Genomic DNA, 23,521 nt, shown 5'->3' on the forward strand with positions numbered 1-23,521 from the left:
GGACTAGATGTCCAGGAACTTGATGCTCTTGGCGTTGCGGGTGATGAACGAACGGCGTGCCTCGACGTCCTCACCCATGAGCACGCTGAACAGCTCGTCGGCGGTGGCCGCGTCGTCCATGGTGACCTGCCGCAGGATCCGGTTGGCCGGGTCCATCGTGGTCTCCCACAGCTCCTCGGCGTTCATCTCACCGAGACCCTTGTACCGCTGGATGTTGTCTTCCTTGCCGAGCTTCTTGCCGGCCTCCGTGCCCGCCTTGATCACGGCGTCGCGCTCGCGGTCGGAGTAGACGTACTCCGGCTCCGCACGCTGCCACTTGATCTTGTAGAGCGGCGGCTGCGCGAGGTAGACGTGGTTGTGCTCGATGAGCGGCTGCATGAAGCGGAACAGCAGCGTGAGCAGCAGGGTGCGGATGTGCTGGCCGTCGACGTCGGCGTCGGCCATCAGCACGATCTTGTGGTAGCGCAGCTTCGACAGGTCGAACTCGTCGTGGATGCCGGTGCCCAGCGCCGTGATCAGCGACTGGACCTCGGTGTTCTTGAGGACGCGGTCGATGCGCGCCTTCTCGACGTTGATGATCTTGCCGCGGATCGGCAGGATCGCCTGGTACATCGAGTCGCGCCCCTCCTTGGCGGAGCCACCGGCGGAGTCGCCCTCGACGATGTAGAGCTCGCAGCGCTCCGGCTCGGTCGAGCGGCAGTCCTTCAGCTTGCCCGGCAGGCCGCCGATGTCGAGGGCGCCCTTGCGGCGCACCAGCTCGCGGGCCTTGCGGGCGGCGATGCGGGCCTGCGCCGAGGAGACCGCCTTCGTGACGATCGTCTTCGCCTCGTTGGGGTGGCGCTCGAACCAGTCGGCCAAGTGCTCGTTCGTCGACTTCTGCACGAACGACTTGGCCTCGCTGTTGCCCAGCTTGGTCTTCGTCTGGCCCTCGAACTGGGGCTCCTTGAGCTTCACCGAGATGATCGCCGCGAGGCCCTCGCGGATGTCGTCGCCGGTGAGGTTCGCGTCCTTCTCCTTGAGGACCTTCTTCTCGCGCGCGTACTCGTTGACCACTCGGGTCAGCGCGGCGCGGAAGCCTTCCTCGTGGGTGCCGCCCTCGTGCGTGTTGATCGTGTTCGCGAAGGTGTAGACCGACGGCGTGTAGCCCGTGTTCCACTGCATCGCGACCTCGACCTGCAGGTCCTCGCCCTGCGCCTCGAAGCCGATGACCTTCTGGTGCACGGCCTCGCGGGTGTGGTTGATGTGGCGGACGAAGTCCTCCAGGCCACCCGGGTAGTGGTAGACGCGTTCCTTCACCGCGGCCTTGTGGCCCTCGGCGTCGGCTTCCTCGTCCTCCTCCGAGACCCGCTCGTCGCGCAGGACGATGGTGATGCCCTTGTTGAGGAACGCCATCTCCTGCAGGCGGCGCGCGATCGTCTCGACGTTGTACTCGGTCGTCTCGAAGATGTCGGGGTCCGCCCAGAACGTGACGGTCGTGCCCGTCTCGTCGGTCGGCTCGCCCTGACGCAGCTCGTGCGCGGGCTTCGAGTTCTCGTAGCGCTGGGTCCAGACGTACCCCTGGCGCTTGATCTCCACCTCGACGGCGGTGGACAGCGCGTTCACCACGGAGATGCCGACACCGTGCAGACCGCCGGACACCGCGTAGGAGTCGCTGTCGAACTTGCCGCCCGCGTGCAGCACGGTGAGCACGACCTCGACGGTGGGCCTGCCCTCGACGGGGTGGACGTCGATGGGGATGCCGCGACCGTCGTCGATCACCCGGACGCCGCCGTTGGCCAGCAGGGTGACGTCGACCGTCGTCGCGTAGCCGGCCATGGCCTCGTCGACCGAGTTGTCCACGACCTCCTGGACCAGGTGGTGCAGACCGCGCTCGCCGGTCGAGCCGATGTACATGCCCGGCCTCTTGCGCACTGCCTCGAGACCCTCGAGGACGGTGATCGAGGACGCGCCGTACTCATTCTTCTTAGCTGACACGGGCCTGGAGTCTCCTCGCTGATGCGGGCAGAGCCGCACGGTGATGGGTGACGCTCCCTGTGATTCTACCGGGACACCCCGACAGAAAGGGCCCAAGGACACCTTTGAACCGGTCACAGAGCGCCTCAACAAGCACGAGACGGGTCCGGACGGCTGAAACGGGGGTTCAAATCCGCAGGTGAACGCTCATTGAGCCGCAGAACGGCCGCTGAGCCCCGGACGGGACCTCACCCGTAGGTGTCACGCGGACCGCGCCCAGGAACGTGCCTGGGGCCGTGTCGCCAGTTCGGGGCGTCCGGGCCCTTGATCTTGAGCCTCTTCACGACGCCGTTGCCGACGCCCGCGGCGATCCGCTTGAGCAGGTCGCGCTGCAGCAGGCGCAGCTGGGTGGCCCATGCCGTCGACGACGCCTGGACCGTCAGTTCCCCGTCACTGAGCGCGATCGGTTTCGCGTGCTCGGCGACGTCCTCTCCCACCAATTTTGCCCAACGACCGAAGACCTGGCCACCCTGGAGCTGCTCGACCCAGCCCCGGTCGGCGGCGAGCCTCGACGCGATCCGCCCGAGCGGCTGGGGGTCGCGGTCGTCCGGTCCGGGACCCGACCAGCGCCGCCGGCTGCGGTGGACCGGACGGCCCTTCGACTTGCTCCCGGGCACCCGTCCGCGGGCCTTGGCGCTGGCCTTCGCCGCCTCCAGAGCGGCGCGCGCGAGGTCAGAACCCCGCAAAGGCTCACCCTCAGGTGTGAATGAACCTGTGGACAAGTCCGGATTTGTGACGGAGTTATCCACACCATCCACAGACTTGTCCCCAGATGTGTGGGCGGACACACCCGATCGAGCTACATGTGGGGGCTGAGAACCCCCGGAGTCGGCCTTCGAGTCAGACACGCCGCACCTCCCCGCCGTGCACCTCGTAACGGGCGCCGCTCAGCTCGTCCGGGACGTCCTCCGCCACCGCCGCGGTGATCAGCACCTGCTCGGCGGCGGCCGCGACCTTCGCCAGCTGCTGGCGGCGGCCCCGGTCGAGCTCCGCGAAGACATCGTCCAGCACGAGCACCGGTTCGATGCCGTCGACACGCATCAGCTCGTAGCCGCCCAGCCGCAGCGCGAGGGCGAACGACCACGACTCCCCGTGACTGGCGTAGCCCTTCGCCGGCAGTTCCCCGAGCGTCAGGTCCAGGTCGTCCCGGTGGGGACCGACGAGGCAGACGCCGCGTTCGATCTCCTGCCGCCGCACCCGGTCGAGCTCGGCCAGCAGGAGGTCCTCGATGCTCTCCCTGTCCTCCGGCAGGTCGCCGACGCTCGACCGGTACGAGATGAGCGCCGGACGCGACTCCGGGGCGACCTCCGCGTACGCCGAGGTCACGTGGTCCGCCATGTCGCGGACCAGCTTCAACCGCGCGGCCAGGAGCTCCGCGCCGTGCTGGGCGAGGTGCCCGTCCCACACGTCGAGCGTGGACAGGTCCGCCGACCGGGAGTGCTTCACCGTCTTCAACAACGCGCTGCGCTGCTTCAGGACACGGTCGTAGTCGCTGCGAACACCGGCATAGCGCGGTGCGCGCAGCACGAGCATCTCGTCGAGGAACCTCCGCCGATCGCTCGGATCGCCCTTCACGAGGGAGAGGTCTTCCGGTGCGAACAGCACGGTGCGCAGAATCCCCAGCACGTCACGCGGACGCGGCACCGGACCGCGGTTGATCCGCGCCCGGTTCGCCTTGCCCGCCGTGATCTCGAGTTCGACGAGCAGCTCGCGGTCGTCGTTGACCACGGCCGCCCGCACCACGGCGCGCTGGGCGCCGTGCCGGATCAGCGGGGCGTCGCTCGCCACCCGGTGGGAACCGAGCGTCGCCACGTACCCGATCGCCTCGACCAGGTTGGTCTTGCCCTGGCCGTTGCGCCCGACCAGCACCGAGGCGCCGGGGCGAGCTCCAGGTCGGCGAGCTTCCACGACCGGAAGTCGCTGACCTGGAGATGTCTGACGTGCACTCGCTAGCCCTGGGTGCTGCCGCCGCCGGACGACGGACCGGCGAGGTGCACCGAGTGACCGCCGAACTGGTTGCGCAGCGCGGCGACCGCGCGCATCGCCGGCGAGTCCTCCTGCCGGGAGGTGAACCGGGCGAAGAGCGCGGCGGAGATCACCGGCAGCGGCACCGCGTTGTTGATGCCCTCCTCGACGGTCCAGCGACCCTCGCCGGAGTCCTCGACGTACCCGCGCAGGTCGTCGAGCTCCGGGTCGGACTCGAGCGCGCGCACCAGCAGGTCGAGCAGCCACGACCGCACGACGGTTCCGCGCTGCCAGGCCGAGATCACCGCGGGCACGTTGTCGACGACGTCGGTCTTGTCGAGCAGCTCGAAGCCCTCGGCGTACGCCTGCATCAGGCCGTACTCGATGCCGTTGTGCACCATCTTCGAGTAGTGGCCGGCGCCGACCTTGCCCGCGTGCGCGAAGCCTTCCTCGCGCGGACCCTCCGGACGCAGCGCGTCGAAGATCGGCATCGCCTGCTCGACGTGGGCGGCGTCGCCACCCACCATCAGCGCGTAGCCGTTCTCGAGACCCCACACGCCACCGGACACACCGGCGTCGACGTAGCCGATCTCCTTCTCCGCCAACAGGTCCGCGTGGACGCGGTCGTCGGTGAACTTGGAGTTGCCGCCGTCGATGACGAGGTCACCGGGCGACAGGAGCTCGGACAGCTCCTTCACCGTGTTCCTGGTGATGTCGCCCGCCGGCACCATCACCCACACCACGCGCGGCGCTTCGAGCTTGGCCACCATGTCCGCCAACGACTCCGAGTCGCTGACCTCCGGGTTGCGGTCGTAGCCGATCACCTCGTGACCGGCCCGGCGCACCCGCTCGCGCATGTTGAAACCCATCTTGCCGAGGCCGACGAGTCCGAGCTGCACGGTGTTCTCCCCTACGTTCTTCTGGTACCCGGTAAGGGTTTTCTCAGCCGGGAAGGCGAACGGGCATCAGCAGGTACAGGTAGCCCGGCGCCACGTTCCCATCCTCGTCCACCGGCTTGAGCAGCGCCGGTCGGCTCGGTGTGGTGAAGGACAAGTGGACTTTCTGCGTGCGGACGGCACCGAGTCCGTCGAGCAGGTAGCCCGGGTTGAACGCGATGGTGACCGCGTCGCCCGTGTACTCGACCGGGAGCTCTTCCTCGGCCGAACCCTCGTCGTCGCCACCGGCGGACAGGCGCAGGCCGCCGTCCACGAACTCGAGGCGGACCTGGGTGCCGCGCTCGGCGACGAGCGACACGCGCTTGATCGCCTGCTGCAGCGCGTCGATGTCGATGATCGCCGCGGCCGAGTGCTCGGACGGGAGCAGCTGGCGGTACTTCGGGAAGTCGGCGTCGAGCAGGCGCGTGGTGGTGCGCTTGCCGGAGCCGGACAGGCCGAGCAGCCCGTCGTTCGCCGCGAGCGACATCTCGACCTTGCTGCCGGACGAGCCGAGCGTCTTGGCCGCGTCGCCGAGCGTGCGGGCCGGGACGAGCACCGCGACGTCGCCCAGGGACGCGTCGGGCTCCCACGGGAACTCGCGCATCGCGAGGCGGAAGCGGTCGGTGGCGACGAGCGTCAGCTTGCCCTCGCCGATCTCGACGCGGACGCCGGTCAGCATCGGGAGCGTGTCGTCCTTGCCGGCCGCGACGGCGACCTGGCTCACGGCCTCGCCGAAGATCTCGCCGGGGAGCTCACCGATCAGCTGCGGCATGGACGGCAGGGCCGGGTAGTCCTCGACCGGCATCGTCGGGAGGCTGAACCGGGCGCTGCCACAGCTGATCATCATCCGGGAGCCGTCGACCGAGATCTCGACGGGGTGGTTGGGCAGCGCCTTGGTGATGTCGGCGAGCAGACGCCCGGAGACCAGGGCGCGGCCGCCGTCGGCGATCGTGGCCGGGACGCCGACCTGGGCGGAGACCTCGTAGTCGAACCCGGAGACCGTCAGCGAGTCGTCCGACTCCGCGTCGAGCAGCACGCCGCCCAGCACGGGGACCGGTGGACGGGACGGAAGGCTGCGAGCGACCCAGGCGACAGCGTCGGCCAGGCCGTCGCGTTCGACGCGGATCTTCATGAGGCGTCCTTTCCTCGACAGTCGACAAGCCCATCCACGACAACGTGCCAGTGGGGGTCAGGGAGCCTCGCCTCGGCAACCCGAGGTGCGGAGCAACCACGTTAGAGCGTCCCGGCCCCTCCCGTCACTTCGGGGTTCGGGCACCGATCCCCGGGAGCTGTCCACGCTGTTTTGCTTTTGAAGATCTTCCTAGAAGAGAACCAACAGCAGTAACAGTAAGGGCTGTGGATTGTGTGGACTGGTGTTGAACGCGCAGGTCAAGGTGTCACCCACCATGTGGACTAAGGGGGGATGGCACCCGGGGACAGATCGGCACACCCGGGGACAGCCAGTTGTGCACAGGTCGCGATCCACAGATCGTCCACAGTTGTCCCCGGGTGCGTCCCCGGGTGCGGGCCAGTTGTACCCGGGTGTTCAACAGGCTTTCGTGGCCGGATCGTGGCCCGCGTCTCAAGTTTTTCCAGTTGTCCCCACCCCTTCGAGTGCCGGGGGTGAACAGAAAGCCCCGCCGGGCGGCCGCGGACCCCTCGTCTACCTGGGTACGTGCGTCGCGCGTGGTGGTGGTTGGGGCCGCACGTACGTATGCATCCCCATCGCTTCGCGTAGTTCGTCCCCGGGTGCTCGCCGCCGGGTCACGTCCGCGTCCCCGGGTGCTCGCGGTCGCGCCGGGCCGGTGCCGTCCGCGGTCGGACCGGTCCGCCGAGCGCCGGTCGGTGGACCGTCGCGCGGACACGAAAAAGGGGCCCTCCGTCGTGGAGGACCCCTTGGCTGCCACCCGGGTGGGTCAGGGAGCGTGGCGGGCGCGCTGCTTGATCCGCGACGTGAGCTCCTGGACCTGGTCGTAGATCCGCCGGCGCTCGGCCATCTCCTTGCGGATCTTCTTGTCCGCGTGCATGACCGTCGTGTGGTCGCGGCCGCCGAACGTCTGGCCGATCTTCGGCAGCGACAGGTCCGTCAGCTCGCGGCACAGGTACATGGAGATCTGCCGCGCCTGGGCGAGGGCCTTCGTCTTGCCGGGGCCGCACAGGTCGTCGATCGAGACGCCGAAGAACTCGGCGGTGACCGCCATGATCGTCGGCGCGGTGATCTCCGGCGCGTGCGAGTCCGGGATCAGGTCGCGCAGGACGATCTCGGCGAGCTGGATGTCGACCGGCTGGCGGTTGAGCGACGCGAACGCCGTGACGCGGATGAGCGCGCCCTCGAGCTCGCGGATGTTCCGCTCTATCCGGGAGGCGATGAACTCCAGCACGTCGGCCGGGGCCGCGAGCCGGTCCTGCGCCGCCTTCTTGCGGAGGATGGCGATGCGGGTCTCCAGCTCGGGCGGCTGGATGTCCGTGATCAGGCCCCACTCGAACCGCGTGCGCAGGCGGTCCTCCAGCGTCTCCAGCCGCTTGGGCGGCCGGTCGCTCGACACCACGATCTGCTTGTTCGTGTTGTGGAGCGTGTTGAACGTGTGGAAGAACTCCTCCTGCGTGCCTTCCTTGCCCTCCAGGAACTGGATGTCGTCGACGAGCAGCACGTCGATGTCCCGGTAGCGGCGCTGGAAGGCGACCTTGCGGTCGTCGCGCAGCGAGTTGATGAAGTCGTTGGTGAACTCCTCGGTCGACACGTACCGCACGCGCATGCCGGGGAACAGCCGCTGGGCGTAGTGCCCGACGGCGTGCAGCAGGTGGGTCTTGCCGAGGCCGCTCTCACCCCAGATGAAGAGCGGGTTGTACGCACGGGCCGGCGCTTCGGCCACCGCGACGGCCGCGGCGTGCGCGAACCGGTTCGAGGCGCCGATGACGAACGTGTCGAAGTTGTACTTCTCGTTCAGGCGCGTCTGCGACGGCGACGGGTTCGCGGGCCGCGTGTACGGGAGGTTCGCGTTGGGCGTCGTGGCGGCCGCCGTGTTCGCGGTGTTGAAGGTCGGCCAGATCTCGGTGACGGCGGCGAGCGCGTCGCCGGCCTCGTCCACCTCTTCTTCAGGGCCGTCGGCGGTGGCACCGTCGTCCATGATCACGGGGCCGGGCGTGTCGCCGCCGGGGAGCGACGGGCCGACCGGTGCCACGGGCTGGGCGACCTGGGCCGCCTGGAGCGCGTGGACGGGGATCGGGGTGGTCGGCGGGCTCACGACGGGGCTCACCGGTTCCGGCGAGTCGACCTTCACCGCGAGCGAGACCGAGCGGCCGAGCCTGCGGGACAGCGCGGCGGTGATCGGGTCGCGCAGCGCGCGCTCGATCGCCTCCTTCGCGAAGTCGCTGGGAGCCGCGAGCAGTGCCGTTCCGTCCAGCAAACCGATCGGACGGGTGACCCTCATCCACGCGCGTTGCTGGGGGGACAGGTGGCTCGTGGCGAGTTCCTGCACCACCTCGGCCCACACGAGACCAAGATCGACCTGCTGGTTCGACACCTCCGCGCTCCCCTCCCCTCCGCCGGAGCCCAAGACTCCACATGTGGACACGGAGAATAGAGGTATCCACAGAGTTATCCACAACTGTGCACTAAAAGGTGCGTTGTGGTGCCGGTTCGTCGGCGGCTCCCACGCCGGCCCGGCACGCGCGAAGGACGAACGGTAACAAGGCCCGGCACGCCTCACAAGACGTGGCGTCGCCCACCCCGATTTGGTGGCCGCACCCGGGCATGCGTACCCTCGTACGAGTCTCCCGCTTGCGACGGGCGCCTTTCGCGCGCCTACGTCCACTGCCATCGGGGACAACCACAAGGCTTTGTCAGCAGTGAAGCACCGGGAGACCGACCGTGAGCAAGGGTAAGCGCACCTTCCAGCCCAACAACCGCCGCCGCGCGAAGACGCACGGCTTCCGGCTGCGCATGCGGACCCGCGCCGGCCGCGCCATTCTGGCCGCGCGCCGCAGCAAGGGCCGTGCCACTCTGTCCGCCTGACAGCGGCTGGTAAGCGCAGCGTCGTCGTGCTCCCACCGGCCGCCCGGCTCACCCGCAGCCAGGACTTCGGCCTGGTGGTCCGCCGAGGCCGCCGCGCCGGACGACCCCGGTTGGTCGTCCACGTCTTGAAGCCCGACGTGCCCACCTTGGATTCGTCCAAGGTGGGCTTCGTCGTGAGCAAGGCAGTTGGCAACTCGGTGGTGCGCCACCGTGTCTATCGACGCCTGCGCCACGTGGTGCGTCTCGTGCTGGCGGAGATGCCGCCGGGAACTCTCGTCGTGGTCAGGGCGTTGGCCCCAGCAGCCGAGGCGTCGAGTTCGGAACTCGCCGCCGATTTCACTTCTGCCCTGCGCAAGGTGCTGCGATGACCACGTTGCCCGCGAAGGTGGCGTTGCTGCCGGTGCACTTCTACCGGAAGTTCATCTCGCCGCTGCTGCCACCGACCTGCCGCTTCTACCCGAGTTGCAGCGCGTACGCGGTGGAAGCCCTGACAGTCCACGGCGCACTGCGAGGAACCTGGCTGACCATCCGCCGGTTGCTGCGCTGCGGACCCTGGCACCCTGGAGGCCTGGACCCCGTTCCGCCGAGGCGGCAGGTCCCCGACGTATCCACCGAGGAGTAGCTCCCGTGCTCAACTTCATCTACTACCCGGTGTCCTTCATCTTGTGGTGTTGGCACTGGGTGTTCGGCAAGGTCTTCGGTGAGGCGAGCGGGTTCGCCTGGGCGCTGGCCGTGATCTTCCTGGTCTTCACCCTCCGCGCCATCCTCTTCAAGCCGTTCGTCGGCCAGGTGCGCTCCATGCGGCGGATGCAGGAGTTCGCCCCGGAGATTCAGAAGATCAAGAAGAAGTACCCGAACGACCGCCAGCGCCAGGCGCAGGAGATGCAGAAGCTGCAGTCCGAGCACGGCGTCAACCCGCTCGGCGGCTGCCTGCCGATGCTGGTGCAGATCCCGGTGTTCATCGGTCTGTTCCACGTGCTGCGCTCGTTCAGGCCCGGCTGGGGCGAGGTCTACTTCTTCGACAAGCAGGGCGTCGACTCGTTCGTCAACGCCAAGCTCTTCGGCACGAACCTCTCGACGTTCATCACGATGCCGTCCGACCAGCTCGCGCAGTTCGGCACCGAGCGCCTGAACGTCATCCTCGTGTCGGTGCCGCTGATGATCGTGGCGTCCATCGCGACCCACTTCACGGCCCGCCACTCGGTCGCCCGTCAGAACCAGGCCGCGCTGGACAACCCGCAGACGGCCATCATGAACAAGCTGACGCTCTGGATCTTCCCGGTGGGTGTCCTCGTCGGTGGCTTCTTCTTCCCCGTCGCGATCCTGCTGTACTGGCTGTCCAACAACGCGTGGACTCTCGGCCAGCAACACTTCGTCTACAAGCGCATCGACGCCGAGGAAGAGCAGAAGAAGGCCGCGGTCGTCGAGACCCGCCAGGCCCTCGCCCCGAAGCCGGGCGTGAAGCCGGTCAACCCGAAGAAGCCGGCTCCGGGAGCCAAGCCCGCGAACGGCGCCAAGCGCATGCCGACCGCCGGCCCCGGTGGCGCGCAGCCCGCTGCCAAGCCCGCCTCGGACGCCACGAACGGCAGTGCCAACACCGAGATTCCCGGCCTGACCCCAGGCCGATCCACCAGCAAGAAGCCGGGCAGCAAGAAGCGCCGCTGATTTCGGGCGTTGCCCCGGAGAGGAGACATCGTGTCGGAGACCTTGCAGGCGACCGACGACGTGGAGGCGTCGTCGTCGGCCGAGGCCACGACTGAGGCCGACACCGCGGCCCAGCCGCAGTCGCAGAGCAAGACCGAGGACCTGCTCGTCCAGGAAGGCGACATCGCGGGCGACTACCTCGAGCGCCTGCTGGACCTGCTCGACTACGACGGTGACATCGACCTGGACGTCGAAAGCGGCCGGGCCATCGTGAGCATCGACGGCGGCGAGGACCTCGCCAAGCTGGTGGGCCCCCGGGGCAACGTCCTCGAGTCGCTGCAGGAGCTGACCCGCCTGGCCGTCCAGCAGGAGACGGGCGTCCGCTCCCGCCTGATGCTGGACATCGCCCAGTGGCGTGCCGGCCGTCGCGCCGAACTGGCCGAGCTGGGCCGCTCCACCGCGGAGAAGGTCGCGGCTTCGGGTGAGCGTGCTCGCCTGCACCCGATGACCCCGTTCGAGCGCAAGGTCGTGCACGACGCCGTCGCCGCCGTCTCGGGTGTGCACAGCGAGAGCGAGGGTGAGGAGCCGCAGCGCCGGGTCATCATCTTCCCCAAGCCGTAGCGGCTTCCTGGTCGACGAACGGCCCCTGGTTCCGGTTGGAGCCAGGGGCCGTTCGCTGTCTCCGGGAGCGAGGACGTGCTGAGCGGGTGCGGCGCTGTCGCTGGACCGTGAACGCTTCGACCCGACCTCCCGACTCACTGTTCCACGTGAAACCGACTCGCCCACCACCCGGCGAGCCACTCCTCCTGCTCCCCCGTGTCCGGCACCCGGAAGCCGCGTGCCGCCGAGATCAACCTCCACGCCTCCCCCGGCTCCACCCCGTCCATCCCCAGCAGCAACCCGGCCAGCAACGACGACCGCCCGATCCCCGCCCAGCAGTGGAACACCACGTGCGACCCATTCCGGTACCGCGCGTGCAGAGGGCGGACCGCCTCGACCGCCGACCTCACGTCCGGCACCGTCATGTCGTCGATCGGGAAGCACACGAACTCCAAGCCGACTGCGGCAGCCGTGCGCGCTTGGTCCACCAGATCGCACTCAACCCGTTCGGCGTCCGTCTGGGCCGACACGAGAACGTCCACGCCGAGCTGTCGCAGTCCGCGGAGCTTGCTCTCCAGGAGCGTCCCGCCGGCCGGGTGGGACATCGTCGAGACGGCGCCCGGACCCGGCCGCGCCACCGTGTAGATCTTCGGAAGCAACTTTCCCCAAGTTTCACGTGAAACGGCGCTCAGGATTTGGCGGAGCGCACGGTCGATCCGTCATGATGGTGCCCTGGCATTCGCCAGCTTTTCCACCGGCCGCCGGAACTCCGCCGCCGCGTGGTTTCACGTGAAACGTTCACGGACGGAGAACATGGCCGGGGAGTTGCCCGACAACGCGAAGCTCGTCTTCGGTGAGCACGTCGATCGTGCCGCCGAGTTCGTCAGGCTCCTGGAGGAGCACGGCGTCGAGCGTGGACTCATCGGTCCCCGCGAGGTCGACAAGATTTGGGATCGTCACGTGCTCAACTCGGCGGTGATCGAGGAGCTGTTCGGGAAGAACGAGCGCGTGGTCGACGTGGGGTCAGGTGCCGGGCTGCCGGGCGTGCCGCTGGCGATCGCGCGGCCGGACCTGAGGATCACGCTGCTCGAGCCGATGGCGCGCCGCATCGCGTGGCTCGAGGAAGTGAAGGAACGCCTCCAGCTCGACAACGTGACGGTCCTGCGTGGCCGTGCCGAGGAGGGGCCGGTTCGCAAGCAGCTGCTGAACTGCGACTCGGTGACGGCTCGTGCGGTGGCTCCGCTGGAGAAGCTCGCGAAGTGGTGCCTGCCGCTCCTCAAGGGGGGCGGGCGGATGGTTGCGCTCAAGGGCGAGCGTGCGCAGGAAGAGCTCGAACGCGACGGTGCCGCGGTGCTCAAGGCCGGTGGCGCCAACCTCTCGGTCGTCGCGGTCGGAGCGGACGTGCTCGAGGTGCCGACGACGGTGCTGATCGTCGAACGCCAGACCCGGAGGGATCGGTGAGCGTGTACCCGGAATTCCATTCCGCAGATGTTCCACGTGAAACCGCACCTCCTCGAACCAAAGCCAAGCCGACCAACAACGGAGATGACAGCGCCGTGGTGTGGACCCCGATTGCAGAAGAGGCAGCTCGTGCGGCAAATGTGCTGCACCCCGACGAGTCACTGCTCCCCCGCCCCGCCCATCGCCGGGTGATCACCGTCGCCAACCAGAAGGGTGGCGTCGGCAAGACGACGAGCACGGTGAACCTCGCCGCGGCGCTCGCGATCCACGGGCTCAAGACGCTCGTGATCGACCTCGACCCGCAGGGCAACGCCAGCACGGCGCTCTCCGTCGAGCACCGCAGCGGCACGCCGTCGGTCTACGAGGTGCTGATCGGTGAGATCTCGATCGCCGAGGCGGCTCAGGTCAGCCCCACGTCGCCGAACCTCTACTGCGTTCCCGCGACGATCGACCTCGCCGGCGCCGAGATCGAGCTCGTCTCGATGGTGTCCCGCGAGGCGCGGCTGAAGGAGGCGCTCTCCCCCGAGGCGCTCGACCAGCTGCAGCCCGACTACGTCTTCATCGACTGCCCGCCGAGCCTCGGGCTGCTGACCGTCAACGCGATGGTCGCCGCCCAGGAGGTGCTGATCCCGATCCAGTGCGAGTACTACGCGCTGGAGGGTCTGAGCCAGCTGCTGCGCAACATCGAGCTGGTGCAGCAGCACCTGAACCCGGACCTCGGCATCTCGACCATCCTCCTCACGATGTACGACGGCCGCACCAAGCTCGCGGACCAGGTGACCAGCGAGGTGCGCGGCCACTTCGGCGACGTCGCCCTCAGGACCGTGATCCCGCGCAGTGTGAAGGTCTCCGAGGCGCCGGGATTCGGCCAGACGGTGCTGACGTACGACCCGGGCTCGCGCGGGTCGATGAGCTACCTCGACGCCGCGAAGGAGATCGCGAACCGCGGGGCCAGGAGGGAGGGCGCATGACGGAACAGCGCAGGGGCGGACTCGGGCGCGGCCTGGCCGCGCTCATCCCCCAGGGACCGCCGGCCGGCGCGCCCAGCACGATCCGGCCCGCCGCGGCCGTCGGCAACGGGGCCACCAAGACCGCGCCGCCGCAGCAGGCCGGTGAGGTCGCGGGTGCGGTGTACCGGGAGATCGCGGTCACCGCGATCAGGACCAACCCCAAGCAGCCGCGCCAGGTGTTCGACCCGGACGCGATCAACGAGCTCTCGTTCTCCATCAAGGAGTTCGGGCTCATGCAGCCGATCGTGGTCCGGGAGCTGACCGCGGACACGTACGAGCTCGTCATGGGCGAGCGCCGGTGGCGTGCCACCCAGCAGGCCGGGCTCAAGACGATCCCGGCGATCGTGCGGCAGACCGCCGACGACGTGATGCTGCGCGACGCGTTGCTGGAGAACATCCACCGCGTCCAGCTCAACCCGCTCGAAGAGGCGGCGGCGTACCAGCAGCTGCTGGAGGAGTTCGGCGTCACGCACGAGGAACTGGCGGACCGCATCGGTCGCAGCCGTCCCGTCGTCACGAACACCATCCGGCTGCTGAAGCTCCCCCTCCCCGTCCAGCGACGGGTCGCGGCCGGCGTGCTGAGCGCCGGTCACGCGCGGGCGCTGCTCGGTCTCGACGACGCCGGCGCGCAGGAAGACCTCGCGGCACGGATCGTCGCCGAAGGCATGTCGGTCCGCGCGACCGAGGAAGCGGTGACAATCGCCAAGAACGAGAGGCCCAAGAAGGAGAAAGCTGCCCCGCGCAAGCAGATGCACGCGCCCGGTCTGCAGGAGCTCGCCGAGCGCCTCTCCGACAACTTCGACACCCGCGTGAAGGTCGAACTCGGGCAGCGGAAGGGCCGGATCGTCGTCGAATTCGGGTCAGTTGACGATCTTGAACGCATCGTCGGCATGATCAGCCCGAACACGGCAATTCGGACATCGGAGTAGGCCCACAGGATCACCCACGGGCCTTATGTCACGGTGACGATGACGCCCCGCATCCGTCAGGATACGGGGCGTCACCTATGAGAAGACGTCAGCGAGCGACCGCTCGCTCGACCAAACCGGCGTAGATCTCGCCCAGGGACTGCCCCGCCGCCTCGACGGCCATCGGCAGGAGCGACGTCTCGGTCAGTCCGGGCGACACGTTCACTTCGAGGAAGTGGACAGTCCCGTCCTCGGCCACGACCGCGTCGGTCCGCGAGACGTCCCGCAGTCCGAGCAACCGGTGCGCCGCCACCGCGAGCTCCCCCACCGCCTTGGCCGACGCCGCGTCCAGTCGCGCCGGCGCGTGGAAGTCGGTCAGCCCCGCGGTGTACCGAGCGGTGTAGTCGTAGACCCCCGTCTCCGGAACGATCTCGACGGCGGGCAGCGCGTACGGACCCTCGGGACCGTCGACCACGGCGACCGCCACCTCCACCCCGGAGATGAACTGCTCGGCCAGCACGGTGTCGCCGTACGCCAGGCACCCGACCATCGCCGGCGGCAGCTCCGCGGCGTCCCGGACGACCTGGGCGCCCAGAGCCGAGCCGCCCTGGTCCGGCTTCAGCATCAACGGCAGTCCGAGCGTCGACACCATCGCGTCGAGCACCGGCTTGGCCCCGAGCTCCCGGAACGTCGCGTGCGGCAGCACGACCCACTCCGGCGTCGCCAGCCCGGCACGGGCCAGCTCGGCCTTGGCGGTCGGCTTGTCCCACGCCCTCCGGCACGCCCGCGAGTCCGTCCCGACGTACGGCACCCCGAACATCTCCAGGATCGCCTGCACCGACCCGTTCTCGCCCTCGCCGCCGTGCAGGGCGACGACGACGGCGTCCGGGCGGTTCGACCGCAGGCGGTTCAGCAACGAGGCGTCGGCGTCCCACTCCTCCACCGTCAGGCCCACCGACCGCAGGGCGGCCGACAGGCGGCGGCCGGAGCGGATCGAGACCTCGCGTTCGTGGGAGAGCCCACCGGACAGCACAGCGACCATGCGGTCAGCCACAGCACAACTCCAAGGATCAGGCGGTGTCAGGCGACGGGGTCTGCGGACCGGAAAGCCGACGGCCCGGCGTCGCCCCGAAGGTCGCGGCCAGCTGCATCTCTTCCTCGATGACGTTCGCCAGGCGGCGGACGCCCTCGCGGATGCGCTCCGGCGTCGGGTAGCAGTACGAGATCCGCAATTGGCGGGAACCGAACCCGTCCGCGTAGAAACCGGTACCGGACGCGTACGCCACACGGGCCGTCACGGCCCGGGCAGCATCGCCTTGGTGTCGATGCCCTCCGGCACCGTCACCCAGACGTAGAAGCCGCCATTCGGAATGTTCCACGTGGAACCTTGCGGCATGTGCTGCTCGAGCGCCGAGATCGCCGCGTCGCGCCGTTCCCGGTACGCCTCGCGGTAGGTCTTGATCTGCCCCTTCCAGTCCTGCGTCGACAGGTACCGGGACACGATCATCTGGTTCAGCGTCGGCGGGCACAGCGTGGCCGACTCGGCGGCCAGCACCAGCTTCTCGCGCACGGCGTGCGGCGCCAGCACCCAGCCGACCCGCAGACCGGCCGCGAACGTCTTCGAGAACGACCCGAGGTACACCACGTTGTCGGGGTCCATCGACCGCAGCGCCGGGTACGTCTGGCCGTCGAACCCGAGCAGCCCGTACGGGTTGTCCTCGACCACCAGCACGCCGTAGGACCGGCAGATCTCCAGCACCTCGGCCCGCCGGGACACCGCCAGCGTCACGCCGGCCGGGTTGTGGAAGTTCGGGATCGTGTAGAGGAACTTGACCCGCTGCCCGGCGCGCTTGCAGGCCTCCAGGGCCTCGCGCAGCAACGACGGCACGAGCCCGTCCGCGTCCATGGCGACGTGGACGACCTGGGCCTGGTAGGCGGTGAACGACCCGAGAGCGCCGACGTAGGAGGGACCCTCGGCGATCACCACGTCACCGGGGTCGCAGAAGATCCGGGTGACCATGTCGAGGCCCATCTGCGAGCCGACGGTCACCACCACGTCGTCCGGGTGGCCGTTGATGCCTTCCAGGGCCATGACGTCGCAGATCTGCTCGCGCAGCAGCGGGACACCGTGCGCCGAGCCGTACTGCAGGGCCACCAGACCCTCGGACGCCACCAGCTGACCGATCTCCGCGGACAGCGACTCCAGGGGCAGCGCGGCCAGGTGCGGCATGCCGCCGGCCAGCGACACGACCTCGGGGCGGGACGCGACCGCGAAGAGTGCCCGGATCTCCGATGCCGTCATCCCTGCCGTGCGCGCTGCGTAGCGGCGGAGGTGGGGGTCAAGGCTTCTGGGGCCCTGCTTCGCGGGCTGTCCGGGCACAGTCATGGGGGACTCCTGAATGGGAAATGTCCCGAGCGAGTGTAACCGTCGTCCCGTTCAGGGCACGCGCCTTCCGGCTTCCGTCACATTCGCCTACCCTCATAAGGGTTCACTGTGTGTGTTAACGGGTGGAGGTTGGGGTGTCCCGTCGCGTCGTGGGCGTCACGCTGGACAACCTGGAGCATCTCTCCAAGCACAGCAGGACGTGCGTTTTCTGGGAGCTGGCTCCTCACCTGCGAGAGCAGGCCGAGGAATACGGCGACACCGAATTCGAGAAGGAAGCCTGGGTCTCCAGCGTCCTGCTCGAATGGGGTTCGTGCGGCCGTCTCATCTACTGCGACGGCATTCCCGCCGGTTCGGTCTTCTACGCACCACCGGCCGCCGTTCCGCGCAGCGCCGCCTTCCCCACGTCCCCGGTGAGCCCGGACGCGGTCCTCATGACGTCGCTGGACGTCCTCCCGGAGTTCCGAGGGGGAGGACTCGCGCGAGTGCTCGTGCAGGCCGTGGCGAAGGATCTGACGCGTCGTGGCGTGAAGGCCATCGAGGCGTTCGGTGACATGCGCCCGGACGACGAAGGGCCCAGTTGCGTCACGCCGGCCGACTTCCTCACGAGCGTCGGCTTCAAAACCGTGCGGCCGCACCCGCGCTGGCCCCGGTTGCGCATGGAGCTCCGCAGCTCCATCACCTGGAAGGAAGACGTCGAGGCCGCGCTGGAGCGCCTCCTCAACAGCGTCACCGTCTCCACGGCGGAACCGAGCTTCCGCCCGGTCTAGGACCGACGAAAAAGGCCCCTCGCCGGAAACGAGGGGCCTTTTTCGTCAGATCAGCTCTTCGACATCTCGTAGCGCAGCAGGTCGTTGAACGTGAACGTGCCCGTCGGCTGGTCGTCCTTGCCGAGCAGGTACAGGCGCTTCACGGCCACGAGGATGCCCTCGGCCACGATGTCGCGGAAACCGGGCGTCGCCAGGCGAGCGCGGTCCTCGGCGTTCGTCAGATAGCCGACCTCGACGCGGACGGCCGTGCAGCGGGTGAGCCGCAGCAGGTCCCACGACTTCGGGTGCGAACCGCAGTTCGACATCGTCGTGCGGGCCGTGACCTCGCGCTGGATGAACCCGGCCAGCGCCTCGCCGACCGTGGACGACGTGCCGTTGCCCGTGCCGTAGTGGAACGTCGCCACGCCCTGCGCGTGCGGCGACGAGTTGCCGTCGGTGTGCAGCGACAGGATCAGGTCGGCACCCGCCTCGTTGGCGAACCTGGCGCGCTCCGCCTCGTCCGGGCAGTTGTCCGGACCGCGCGTGAGCAACGCCTCCATGCCGGTGGCGGCCATCTTGCCCTCGAGGCGGCGGGCCAGGTCCAGCATGAGGTCGGCCTCGGACACGCCGTTCACGACGACACCGCGGTCCTGGCCGCCGTGGCCGGGGTCGATGACGATCCGCTTGCCCGACAGGCGCGAACCGGCACTGCGGACCCGCTCCTGCTCGCGCAGCAGAACGGGACGACCACCGCGGACCTTCGGCTGGAGCTGGCGCAGCGCGCGCACGGTGTCCGGGCCGCACATGCCGTCCACGATCAGGCCGTAGTCGCGCTGGAAGTTCCTCAGCGCCTGCTCGGTCTGCTGGCCGAACACGCCGTTGGCGCGACCGGCGTCGTAGCCGAGCTCCAGCAGGCGTTCCTGCAACGTCAGCACGTCGTCGCCGGTGGTCGGCTGCGACATCAGGTACGCGAGCGGCCGGTCCCCCAACCGGAACGTCGCGTCACGCAGCGCGCGGTAGGTCGCCGGGCCGACGATGCCGTCGATGATCAGCCCCCGCTGCTGCTGGAACGCGCGCACGGCGTGCTCGACCTGCTGGTCGAACACCGGCGGCGCCTGTGGGTCGGCCGGCGGAAGCATTCCGAGGCCGGTCAGGGTCGACCGGATCTCGGCAACATCACTTCCGACGTCCCCGCGGCGGAGCAGCTGCATGCACCCTCGCTCGACTAGGGCGCCGAAACTGGTCGGCGCGTCAGTTGGGAAGTCCCCATTGTGCCCTGCTGCGCTCAGTGATCGATGCAGGGCTGCTCACAGTCGCACCGAGACGACCGGCTCGGCACCGAGAACGAACGTGACCCGCCCGTCTTATCGGTAGACGGGCGGGTCACGTTGCGCGTTGCAGCGGACTTCTCAGCCCGTGCAACTTCTTCGTCAGGCCAGGACGTCCTGGAGGTCGTTCAGCAGCGCCGCCTTGGGCTTCGCGCCGACGATCTGCTTCACCGGACGGCCGCCCTGGAACAGGATCAGCGTCGGGACGGACATGATCTGGTAGTCGCGGGCGATCGACGGGTTGGCGTCGATGTCGACCTTGGCGACGGTCAGCTTCTCGCCGTGCTCGGCCGCGATCTCCTCCAGCACCGGCGCAACCATCTTGCACGGGCCGCACCAGGTCGCCCAGAAGTCGACCAGCACGGGCTTCTCACTGGTCAGCACGTCGTCCGCGAACGACTTGTCGGTCACCGTGACGGTGGCGCCTGCCATGTTGTTCTCCCTAAGAGGTCTCGCAGAAGGAACTTCAGTTGCTCTTGCCGTAGCCGCCACCGACGGCCTCGGCGGCGATCTCGGCCTGCTCGGTGCCGTGCTCGGCGAGCCACCGCTCCGCGTCGATCGCCGCGCTGCAGCCGGAGCCGGCGGCGGTGATCGCCTGGCGGTATTCGTGGTCGACCAGGTCGCCGGCGGCGAACACGCCGTCCAGGTTCGTGTAGGAGGTCTTCCCCTTGGTGAGGACGTAGCCCTCCTCGTCCAGGTCGACCTGGCCCTTCACCAGCGCCGAGCGCGGGTCGTGGCCGATCGCGAGGAAGAAGCCGGTGACGGGCAGCTCTGACTCGGCGCCGGTCCGGGTGTCCTTGACCTTGATGGACGACACGGTGCCGTCACCGAGGACATCGGTGACCTGCGTGTTGAGCTGCCACTTGATCTTGTCGTTGGCGCGGGCGCGCTCCAGCATGACCTTCGAGGCGCGGAACTCCTCGCGGCGGTGGATGACGGTCACGGACTTGGCGAAGCGGGTGAGGAACGTCGCCTCCTCCATCGCCGTGTCGCCGCCGCCGACCACGGCGATGTCGTGGTCGCGGAAGAAGAAGCCGTCGCACGTCGCGCAGGCCGACACGCCGCGGCCGAGCAGCTCCTGCTCACCGGGGATGTTCAGGTACCTGGCGGCGGCGCCCATCGCGAGGATGACGGCCTTGGCCTCGTAGGTGACGCCGTTCGCGACGACCTTCTTGACCGGGCCGGTCAGCTCGACGGACTCGACGTCCTCGGCGCGCAGCTCGGCGCCGAAGCGCGTGGCCTGCTCGCGCATCTGCTCCATGAGCTCGGGGCCCATGATGCCGTCGCGGAAGCCGGGGTAGTTCTCGACCTCGGTGGTCGTCATGAGGGCGCCGCCGTACTGCGAACCCTCGAAGACCAGGGGCTCCAGCTGCGCGCGTGCCGCGTAGACCGCCGCGGTGTAGCCCGCCGGTCCCGATCCAATGATGATCACGTTGCGCACGCTCACGGCTCTGCAACTCCTCGATCTCGTCGTCTGACTCGCTCAACGGATCGTAGGTGCAGCTAATTCCGTGACTTGAACGACTACCTCGCCTTGATCGTCGTGTCGGCCAGAACGCCCTGCGGCTTGTCCGGTCCGCAGGTGTCCGGGTCCAGCACGACCAGCCGGTACTGCCCGAGACCGGCCGGCAGGATCGCCATCACGGCGTCCCTGCCCTCCAGGTTGATCGGGCTGATGCCGAGCGGGTTGCCCGAGCTGGTGATGCCGCCGCCCTTCAGGCAGCCGGCGAGGCGGTCCGAGGTCTCCAGCGGCCCGTAGTTCTGGGCCTTGAGCACCTCGCCCACCGCGGAACCCAGCTCGTCGCGCTTGAGCGCCAGAGGAGGGGCCTGGGCCGGTCCGGACGACGACGTCGCCGCCGGTGGCTGCGCGGAGTCGTTCGAGTTCTGCTGGGCGCCCGGCGACACGGCCAGGACGATGCCGAACGCGGCCGCGGCGGCGACCAGCACACCGGCGCCACCCATCCCCAGCCTGCGGTTGCGGCGCTTGCGGGCGTCGTTCAGCGAGACCACCGGGGCGATGCCCGGACGGGCCTCGGCCGCCAGCGCGGCATCGATCCGCGCGGCCACGTGGTCGGGCATCGGGATCGGGGGCAGCGCCCGCAGGTCCGCCAGCGTCGCGTCCAGCGCCTGGAGGATCTCCCGGGCCTCCGCGTCCGCCTCGACCCTCGGGCGCAGCTGTGCGGCGACCTCAGGGGGCAGCACGCCCGCGTGCAGGTCCGCGATGAGGTCGACAGACCACGGCGGACCCATCGGCACGCGCTCCATGCCGGTCATCGACCCTCCCACTGACGTTGCTCTTGCACATTCACACCGTCAGCTGGGACGTTCGCATCTGCGATTCGGTTCCTGAGGTGCCCGAGAACTTTGGCGAGCTTGGCGCGACCCCGCGCGCACCGGCTCTTGACCGTGCCTTCCGCGATGCCCAGCAGCTGCGCGGTCTCGGCGACGGAATAGCCCTCGACGTCGACGAGCACGATGGGCGCCCGCTGCTCTTCCGGCAGCTCCATCAGCGCCTGCTGCACCATGAGGCTGGTCTCGCGGTCGCTCATCGCGTCACGGGGGGCGACGGGCTCGCCGGGGCCGGCCTCGGGCAGCGGCACTGTCGGTCTTGTTTGTCGCCGTCTCATCCGGTCGAGGCACGCGTTCACCACGATCCGGTGAAGCCAGGTGGTGACCTGTGACTCGGCGCGGAACGACGCCGCCGCCCGGAAGGCCGAGATGAACGCCTCCTGCAGCGCGTCCGCGGCCTCCTCTGGGTCGCGCAGCGTGCGCAGCGCCACCGCCCACATCCGGTCGCGGTGCCGTTTGACCAGCTCCGAGAACGCGTAGGGGTCACCTGCGGCGTGGGCCGAGATGAGATCGGCGTCCGAGCTGGCTGCGGCGGTCACGGGGAGGACTTTAGCGGCGGTGATCACAGATCACCCGGACAGGTCTGCTCAGAGCGCCTGCGCAGTTCTACTGGGCCCGCGTGTAGAGGACCTCGCGGATCTCGGACTGGTTCTTGCCGCCGTCGGAGCTCGTCAGCTGCGTGATCCAGACCAGGACGTGCCCGGTCGGCTCGTGGTCGTTCAGCTGGATCTGCGTCTGCCCGTCGGACAGGTCCGCGACGCCGATGACCTTGGTCTCCTCGAGCGGCGAGTCCAGCGCGGACGCCACCCGGATCTCGACCTTCGTGCCCTTGCTGGGCGAGGTGATCGTGATCGAGGCCAGTTTCACCGGCTCGGCGAACGACGCCATCAGCCCGATGCCCGGCTTCAGCGTCGGGAAGGGCTGGAAGTAGTTGTCGGTCCGCCAGAACGTGCCCGGGTTGTTGTCGACCGCCCTGCTCGCCTGGTTCGCGTTGTCCGCCTGGTTCGTGACGTCGTAGACGCCGATCTGGCCTGGCTGGACCGGTCCGGCGGGCGCCGGCACGGGCGCGGACTGGCCGTTCGACCCCGGCTGGTTGATCACCACGGTCGGGCCGCCGCCCTTGGACGGCTCGTCGCTGAAGAACCCGACGATCTGCACGCTCAGCCACACGATCACGGCGACCGTGGCGACGGCGAGCACGCCGACGCTGATCCACAGCTTCTTCTTCTGCTGCTTGTCCTGCCTCGGCCGCTGTGTCGTCCACACGACCTGGTCGTCGTCATTGCGTGCCGACGACACGGGCGGGATGAGCGCGGTCTGGGCCTCCTCGGCGGCGATCTGGTCGAGGACCTGGAGGATCGCCGCGGACGTGCGGATGCCGCCGACCGACGTGTCCTCCAGCGACCGCACCGCCACGGACGACAGGTCGTGCGGCAGGTACGGGTGCAGCGCGTTCGGTGCGACCACGGAGCCGTCCGGGCCGGTCGGGGCCACCGGCACGCCCTGGGGGCCGCCCGGCAGCGCCCACCGGCCGGTGAGCAGCAGGTACAGGATCGCGCCGAGGCCCTTGACGTCGTCGCGCGCGATCGCGTCCGGCCGCGGGCCGGGGAACGCGAGGCGCAGGCGGCCGTCCGAGGTGACCCGGATGCGCTGCGGGTGGTCGGCGCCCAGCACGAGGCCGGCGTGGTGCGCGCCCTCGATGGCGGCGCCCAGCGGTTCGAGCAGGCGGGTCGCGGCGCCCGCCGGCAGCGGGCCCTCCGCGATGAGGTCCACCAGGTCGGTGCCCTGGGTCCACTCGGCGACGACCATGCCGAGGATGCCCTCGTCCGGGCGGATGCCGGTGCCGGGCGTCAGCACGTCGATCACCCTCGACACACCGGGGTGCGTGAACGACGACGCGTGCATCGCCCGCTCGACCGTCCGGCGGGCTCGGGCCGCGGCCTCGTTGTTCGCCAGGTCGCCCAGCAGGACCGTCAGTGCCACGTCCCGGTTGAGCTGACCGTCCCTGGCACGCCACAGCTCCGCGTTGGACCGGGCGTCTGCTCCCGATTTCGCGAGCAGGCGGTAGCGGCCGTTGCCGATGACACCGCCGGGGACCAGGGCGGCGTGGACTCCGCTACTCACGGAGACCAGGTTACGGGAAGGCGGTCACGGCCTGGAG

At 69.2% G+C, this 23,521-nt stretch carries 22 protein-coding genes and 2 pseudogenes; 9 read left to right on the forward strand and 15 right to left on the reverse strand.

Features of this window, described 5'->3' with window-relative positions; all coding sequences use genetic code 11:
• Positions 1 to 3: 3 nt before the first annotated feature.
• The 6 genes and pseudogenes from gyrB to dnaA all read right to left on the reverse strand — a co-directional run bounded on the left by gyrB (position 4) and on the right by dnaA (position 8,437).
• A complete protein-coding gene (gene gyrB / locus V1227_RS28100) occupies positions 4 to 1,974 on the reverse strand; it encodes a DNA topoisomerase (ATP-hydrolyzing) subunit B (RefSeq protein ID WP_329788399.1) in 1,971 nt (656 codons plus the stop codon).
• Positions 1,975 to 2,201: 227 nt separating this feature from the next.
• Positions 2,202 to 2,699, reverse strand: a complete 498-nt coding sequence (locus tag V1227_RS28105; RefSeq protein WP_329788400.1) for a DciA family protein — start codon at positions 2,697 to 2,699, stop codon at positions 2,202 to 2,204.
• 154 nt (positions 2,700 to 2,853) lie between these two features.
• Positions 2,854 to 3,959, reverse strand: a pseudogene (gene recF / locus V1227_RS28110) (DNA replication/repair protein RecF).
• A 3-nt stretch (positions 3,960 to 3,962) separates the two neighbouring features.
• Positions 3,963 to 4,877: a phosphogluconate dehydrogenase (NAD(+)-dependent, decarboxylating) gene (gene gnd / locus V1227_RS28115; protein WP_329788401.1), complete on the reverse strand. Its 915-nt coding sequence runs from the start codon at positions 4,875 to 4,877 to the stop codon at positions 3,963 to 3,965.
• 43 nt (positions 4,878 to 4,920) lie between these two features.
• Positions 4,921 to 6,045: a DNA polymerase III subunit beta gene (dnaN, locus tag V1227_RS28120; RefSeq protein ID WP_329788402.1), complete on the reverse strand. Its 1,125-nt coding sequence runs from the start codon at positions 6,043 to 6,045 to the stop codon at positions 4,921 to 4,923.
• 784 nt (positions 6,046 to 6,829) lie between these two features.
• Complete coding sequence (dnaA, locus tag V1227_RS28125) at positions 6,830 to 8,437, reverse strand: chromosomal replication initiator protein DnaA (protein WP_329788403.1); 1,608 nt, start codon at positions 8,435 to 8,437, stop codon at positions 6,830 to 6,832.
• 347 nt (positions 8,438 to 8,784) lie between these two features.
• On the opposite strand from dnaA, the gene rpmH reads away from it, so the two are divergent.
• The 5 genes from rpmH (at position 8,785) to V1227_RS28150 (ending at position 11,193) form a co-directional block, all read left to right on the forward strand.
• The gene (gene rpmH, locus V1227_RS28130; RefSeq protein WP_030465619.1) at positions 8,785 to 8,928 is read left to right on the forward strand and encodes a 50S ribosomal protein L34; all 144 of its coding nucleotides are present in this window, start codon (positions 8,785 to 8,787) and stop codon (positions 8,926 to 8,928) included.
• A gap of 74 nt (positions 8,929 to 9,002) precedes the next feature.
• On the forward strand, positions 9,003 to 9,296 hold the full coding sequence (gene rnpA, locus V1227_RS28135) for a ribonuclease P protein component (RefSeq protein ID WP_442916550.1): 294 nt from the start codon (positions 9,003 to 9,005) through the stop codon (positions 9,294 to 9,296).
• Entirely contained in the window at positions 9,293 to 9,550 is a 258-nt protein-coding gene (yidD, locus tag V1227_RS28140) for a membrane protein insertion efficiency factor YidD (RefSeq protein ID WP_030480223.1), read from the forward strand. Before rnpA ends, yidD begins: the two co-directional genes overlap by 4 nt.
• Before the next feature lie 5 nt (positions 9,551 to 9,555).
• Entirely contained in the window at positions 9,556 to 10,593 is a 1,038-nt protein-coding gene (yidC, locus tag V1227_RS28145; RefSeq protein WP_329788405.1) for a membrane protein insertase YidC, read from the forward strand.
• 30 nt (positions 10,594 to 10,623) lie between these two features.
• Positions 10,624 to 11,193 carry a Jag family protein gene (locus V1227_RS28150; RefSeq protein ID WP_236217173.1) on the forward strand — a complete coding sequence of 190 codons (570 nt, stop codon included), beginning with the start codon at positions 10,624 to 10,626 and terminating at the stop codon, positions 11,191 to 11,193.
• Between the two features lie 134 nt (positions 11,194 to 11,327).
• Here V1227_RS28150 and V1227_RS28155 read toward each other — a convergent pair whose 3' ends face one another.
• The gene (locus tag V1227_RS28155) at positions 11,328 to 11,831 is read right to left on the reverse strand and encodes a protein-tyrosine phosphatase family protein (protein WP_329788406.1); all 504 of its coding nucleotides are present in this window, start codon (positions 11,829 to 11,831) and stop codon (positions 11,328 to 11,330) included.
• Between the two features lie 154 nt (positions 11,832 to 11,985).
• Between V1227_RS28155 and rsmG the strand changes: the two genes are divergently transcribed.
• From rsmG to V1227_RS28170, 3 genes are all read left to right on the forward strand, one after another.
• On the forward strand, positions 11,986 to 12,633 hold the full coding sequence (gene rsmG, locus V1227_RS28160; protein ID WP_329794131.1) for a 16S rRNA (guanine(527)-N(7))-methyltransferase RsmG: 648 nt from the start codon (positions 11,986 to 11,988) through the stop codon (positions 12,631 to 12,633).
• Positions 12,634 to 12,728: 95 nt separating this feature from the next.
• Complete coding sequence (locus V1227_RS28165) at positions 12,729 to 13,604, forward strand: ParA family protein (RefSeq protein ID WP_329788407.1); 876 nt, start codon at positions 12,729 to 12,731, stop codon at positions 13,602 to 13,604.
• Positions 13,601 to 14,572: a ParB/RepB/Spo0J family partition protein gene (locus tag V1227_RS28170; protein WP_329788408.1), complete on the forward strand. Its 972-nt coding sequence runs from the start codon at positions 13,601 to 13,603 to the stop codon at positions 14,570 to 14,572. Before V1227_RS28165 ends, V1227_RS28170 begins: the two co-directional genes overlap by 4 nt.
• Before the next feature lie 88 nt (positions 14,573 to 14,660).
• Here V1227_RS28170 and V1227_RS28175 read toward each other — a convergent pair whose 3' ends face one another.
• Together V1227_RS28175 and V1227_RS28180 are read right to left on the reverse strand one after the other, a co-directional pair.
• Positions 14,661 to 15,605 carry a D-alanine--D-alanine ligase family protein gene (locus tag V1227_RS28175; RefSeq protein WP_329788410.1) on the reverse strand — a complete coding sequence of 315 codons (945 nt, stop codon included), beginning with the start codon at positions 15,603 to 15,605 and terminating at the stop codon, positions 14,661 to 14,663.
• A 16-nt stretch (positions 15,606 to 15,621) separates the two neighbouring features.
• Positions 15,622 to 16,937, reverse strand: a pseudogene (locus V1227_RS28180) (aminotransferase-like domain-containing protein).
• A 134-nt stretch (positions 16,938 to 17,071) separates the two neighbouring features.
• Here V1227_RS28180 and V1227_RS28185 point away from each other — a divergent pair.
• On the forward strand, positions 17,072 to 17,704 hold the full coding sequence (locus tag V1227_RS28185; RefSeq protein ID WP_329788411.1) for a GNAT family N-acetyltransferase: 633 nt from the start codon (positions 17,072 to 17,074) through the stop codon (positions 17,702 to 17,704).
• 50 nt (positions 17,705 to 17,754) lie between these two features.
• Here the strand turns inward: V1227_RS28185 and V1227_RS28190 are convergent, their stop codons facing one another.
• The 6 genes from V1227_RS28190 to V1227_RS28215 all read right to left on the reverse strand — a co-directional run bounded on the left by V1227_RS28190 (position 17,755) and on the right by V1227_RS28215 (position 23,484).
• Positions 17,755 to 18,894, reverse strand: a complete 1,140-nt coding sequence (locus V1227_RS28190) for an N-acetylmuramoyl-L-alanine amidase (RefSeq protein ID WP_236217185.1) — start codon at positions 18,892 to 18,894, stop codon at positions 17,755 to 17,757.
• Between the two features lie 219 nt (positions 18,895 to 19,113).
• Positions 19,114 to 19,443, reverse strand: coding sequence for a thioredoxin (gene trxA, locus V1227_RS28195; protein ID WP_090101891.1), 330 nt, complete (start codon positions 19,441 to 19,443; stop codon positions 19,114 to 19,116).
• A 34-nt stretch (positions 19,444 to 19,477) separates the two neighbouring features.
• Positions 19,478 to 20,458, reverse strand: a complete 981-nt coding sequence (gene trxB / locus V1227_RS28200) for a thioredoxin-disulfide reductase (RefSeq protein WP_329788412.1) — start codon at positions 20,456 to 20,458, stop codon at positions 19,478 to 19,480.
• A gap of 77 nt (positions 20,459 to 20,535) precedes the next feature.
• A complete protein-coding gene (locus V1227_RS28205) occupies positions 20,536 to 21,285 on the reverse strand; it encodes a hypothetical protein (protein ID WP_329788413.1) in 750 nt (249 codons plus the stop codon).
• The gene (gene sigM / locus V1227_RS28210) at positions 21,282 to 21,899 is read right to left on the reverse strand and encodes an RNA polymerase sigma factor SigM (RefSeq protein ID WP_166048697.1); all 618 of its coding nucleotides are present in this window, start codon (positions 21,897 to 21,899) and stop codon (positions 21,282 to 21,284) included. Before sigM ends, V1227_RS28205 begins: the two co-directional genes overlap by 4 nt.
• A gap of 67 nt (positions 21,900 to 21,966) precedes the next feature.
• Positions 21,967 to 23,484, reverse strand: coding sequence for a protein kinase family protein (locus V1227_RS28215; protein WP_329788414.1), 1,518 nt, complete (start codon positions 23,482 to 23,484; stop codon positions 21,967 to 21,969).
• Positions 23,485 to 23,521 lie beyond the last annotated feature (37 nt).

Origin of the sequence: Lentzea sp. DG1S-22 (genome assembly GCF_036321065.1) — a bacterium.
In the GTDB taxonomy this organism is placed as follows: Bacteria; Actinomycetota; Actinomycetes; order Mycobacteriales; family Pseudonocardiaceae; genus Lentzea; species Lentzea jiangxiensis.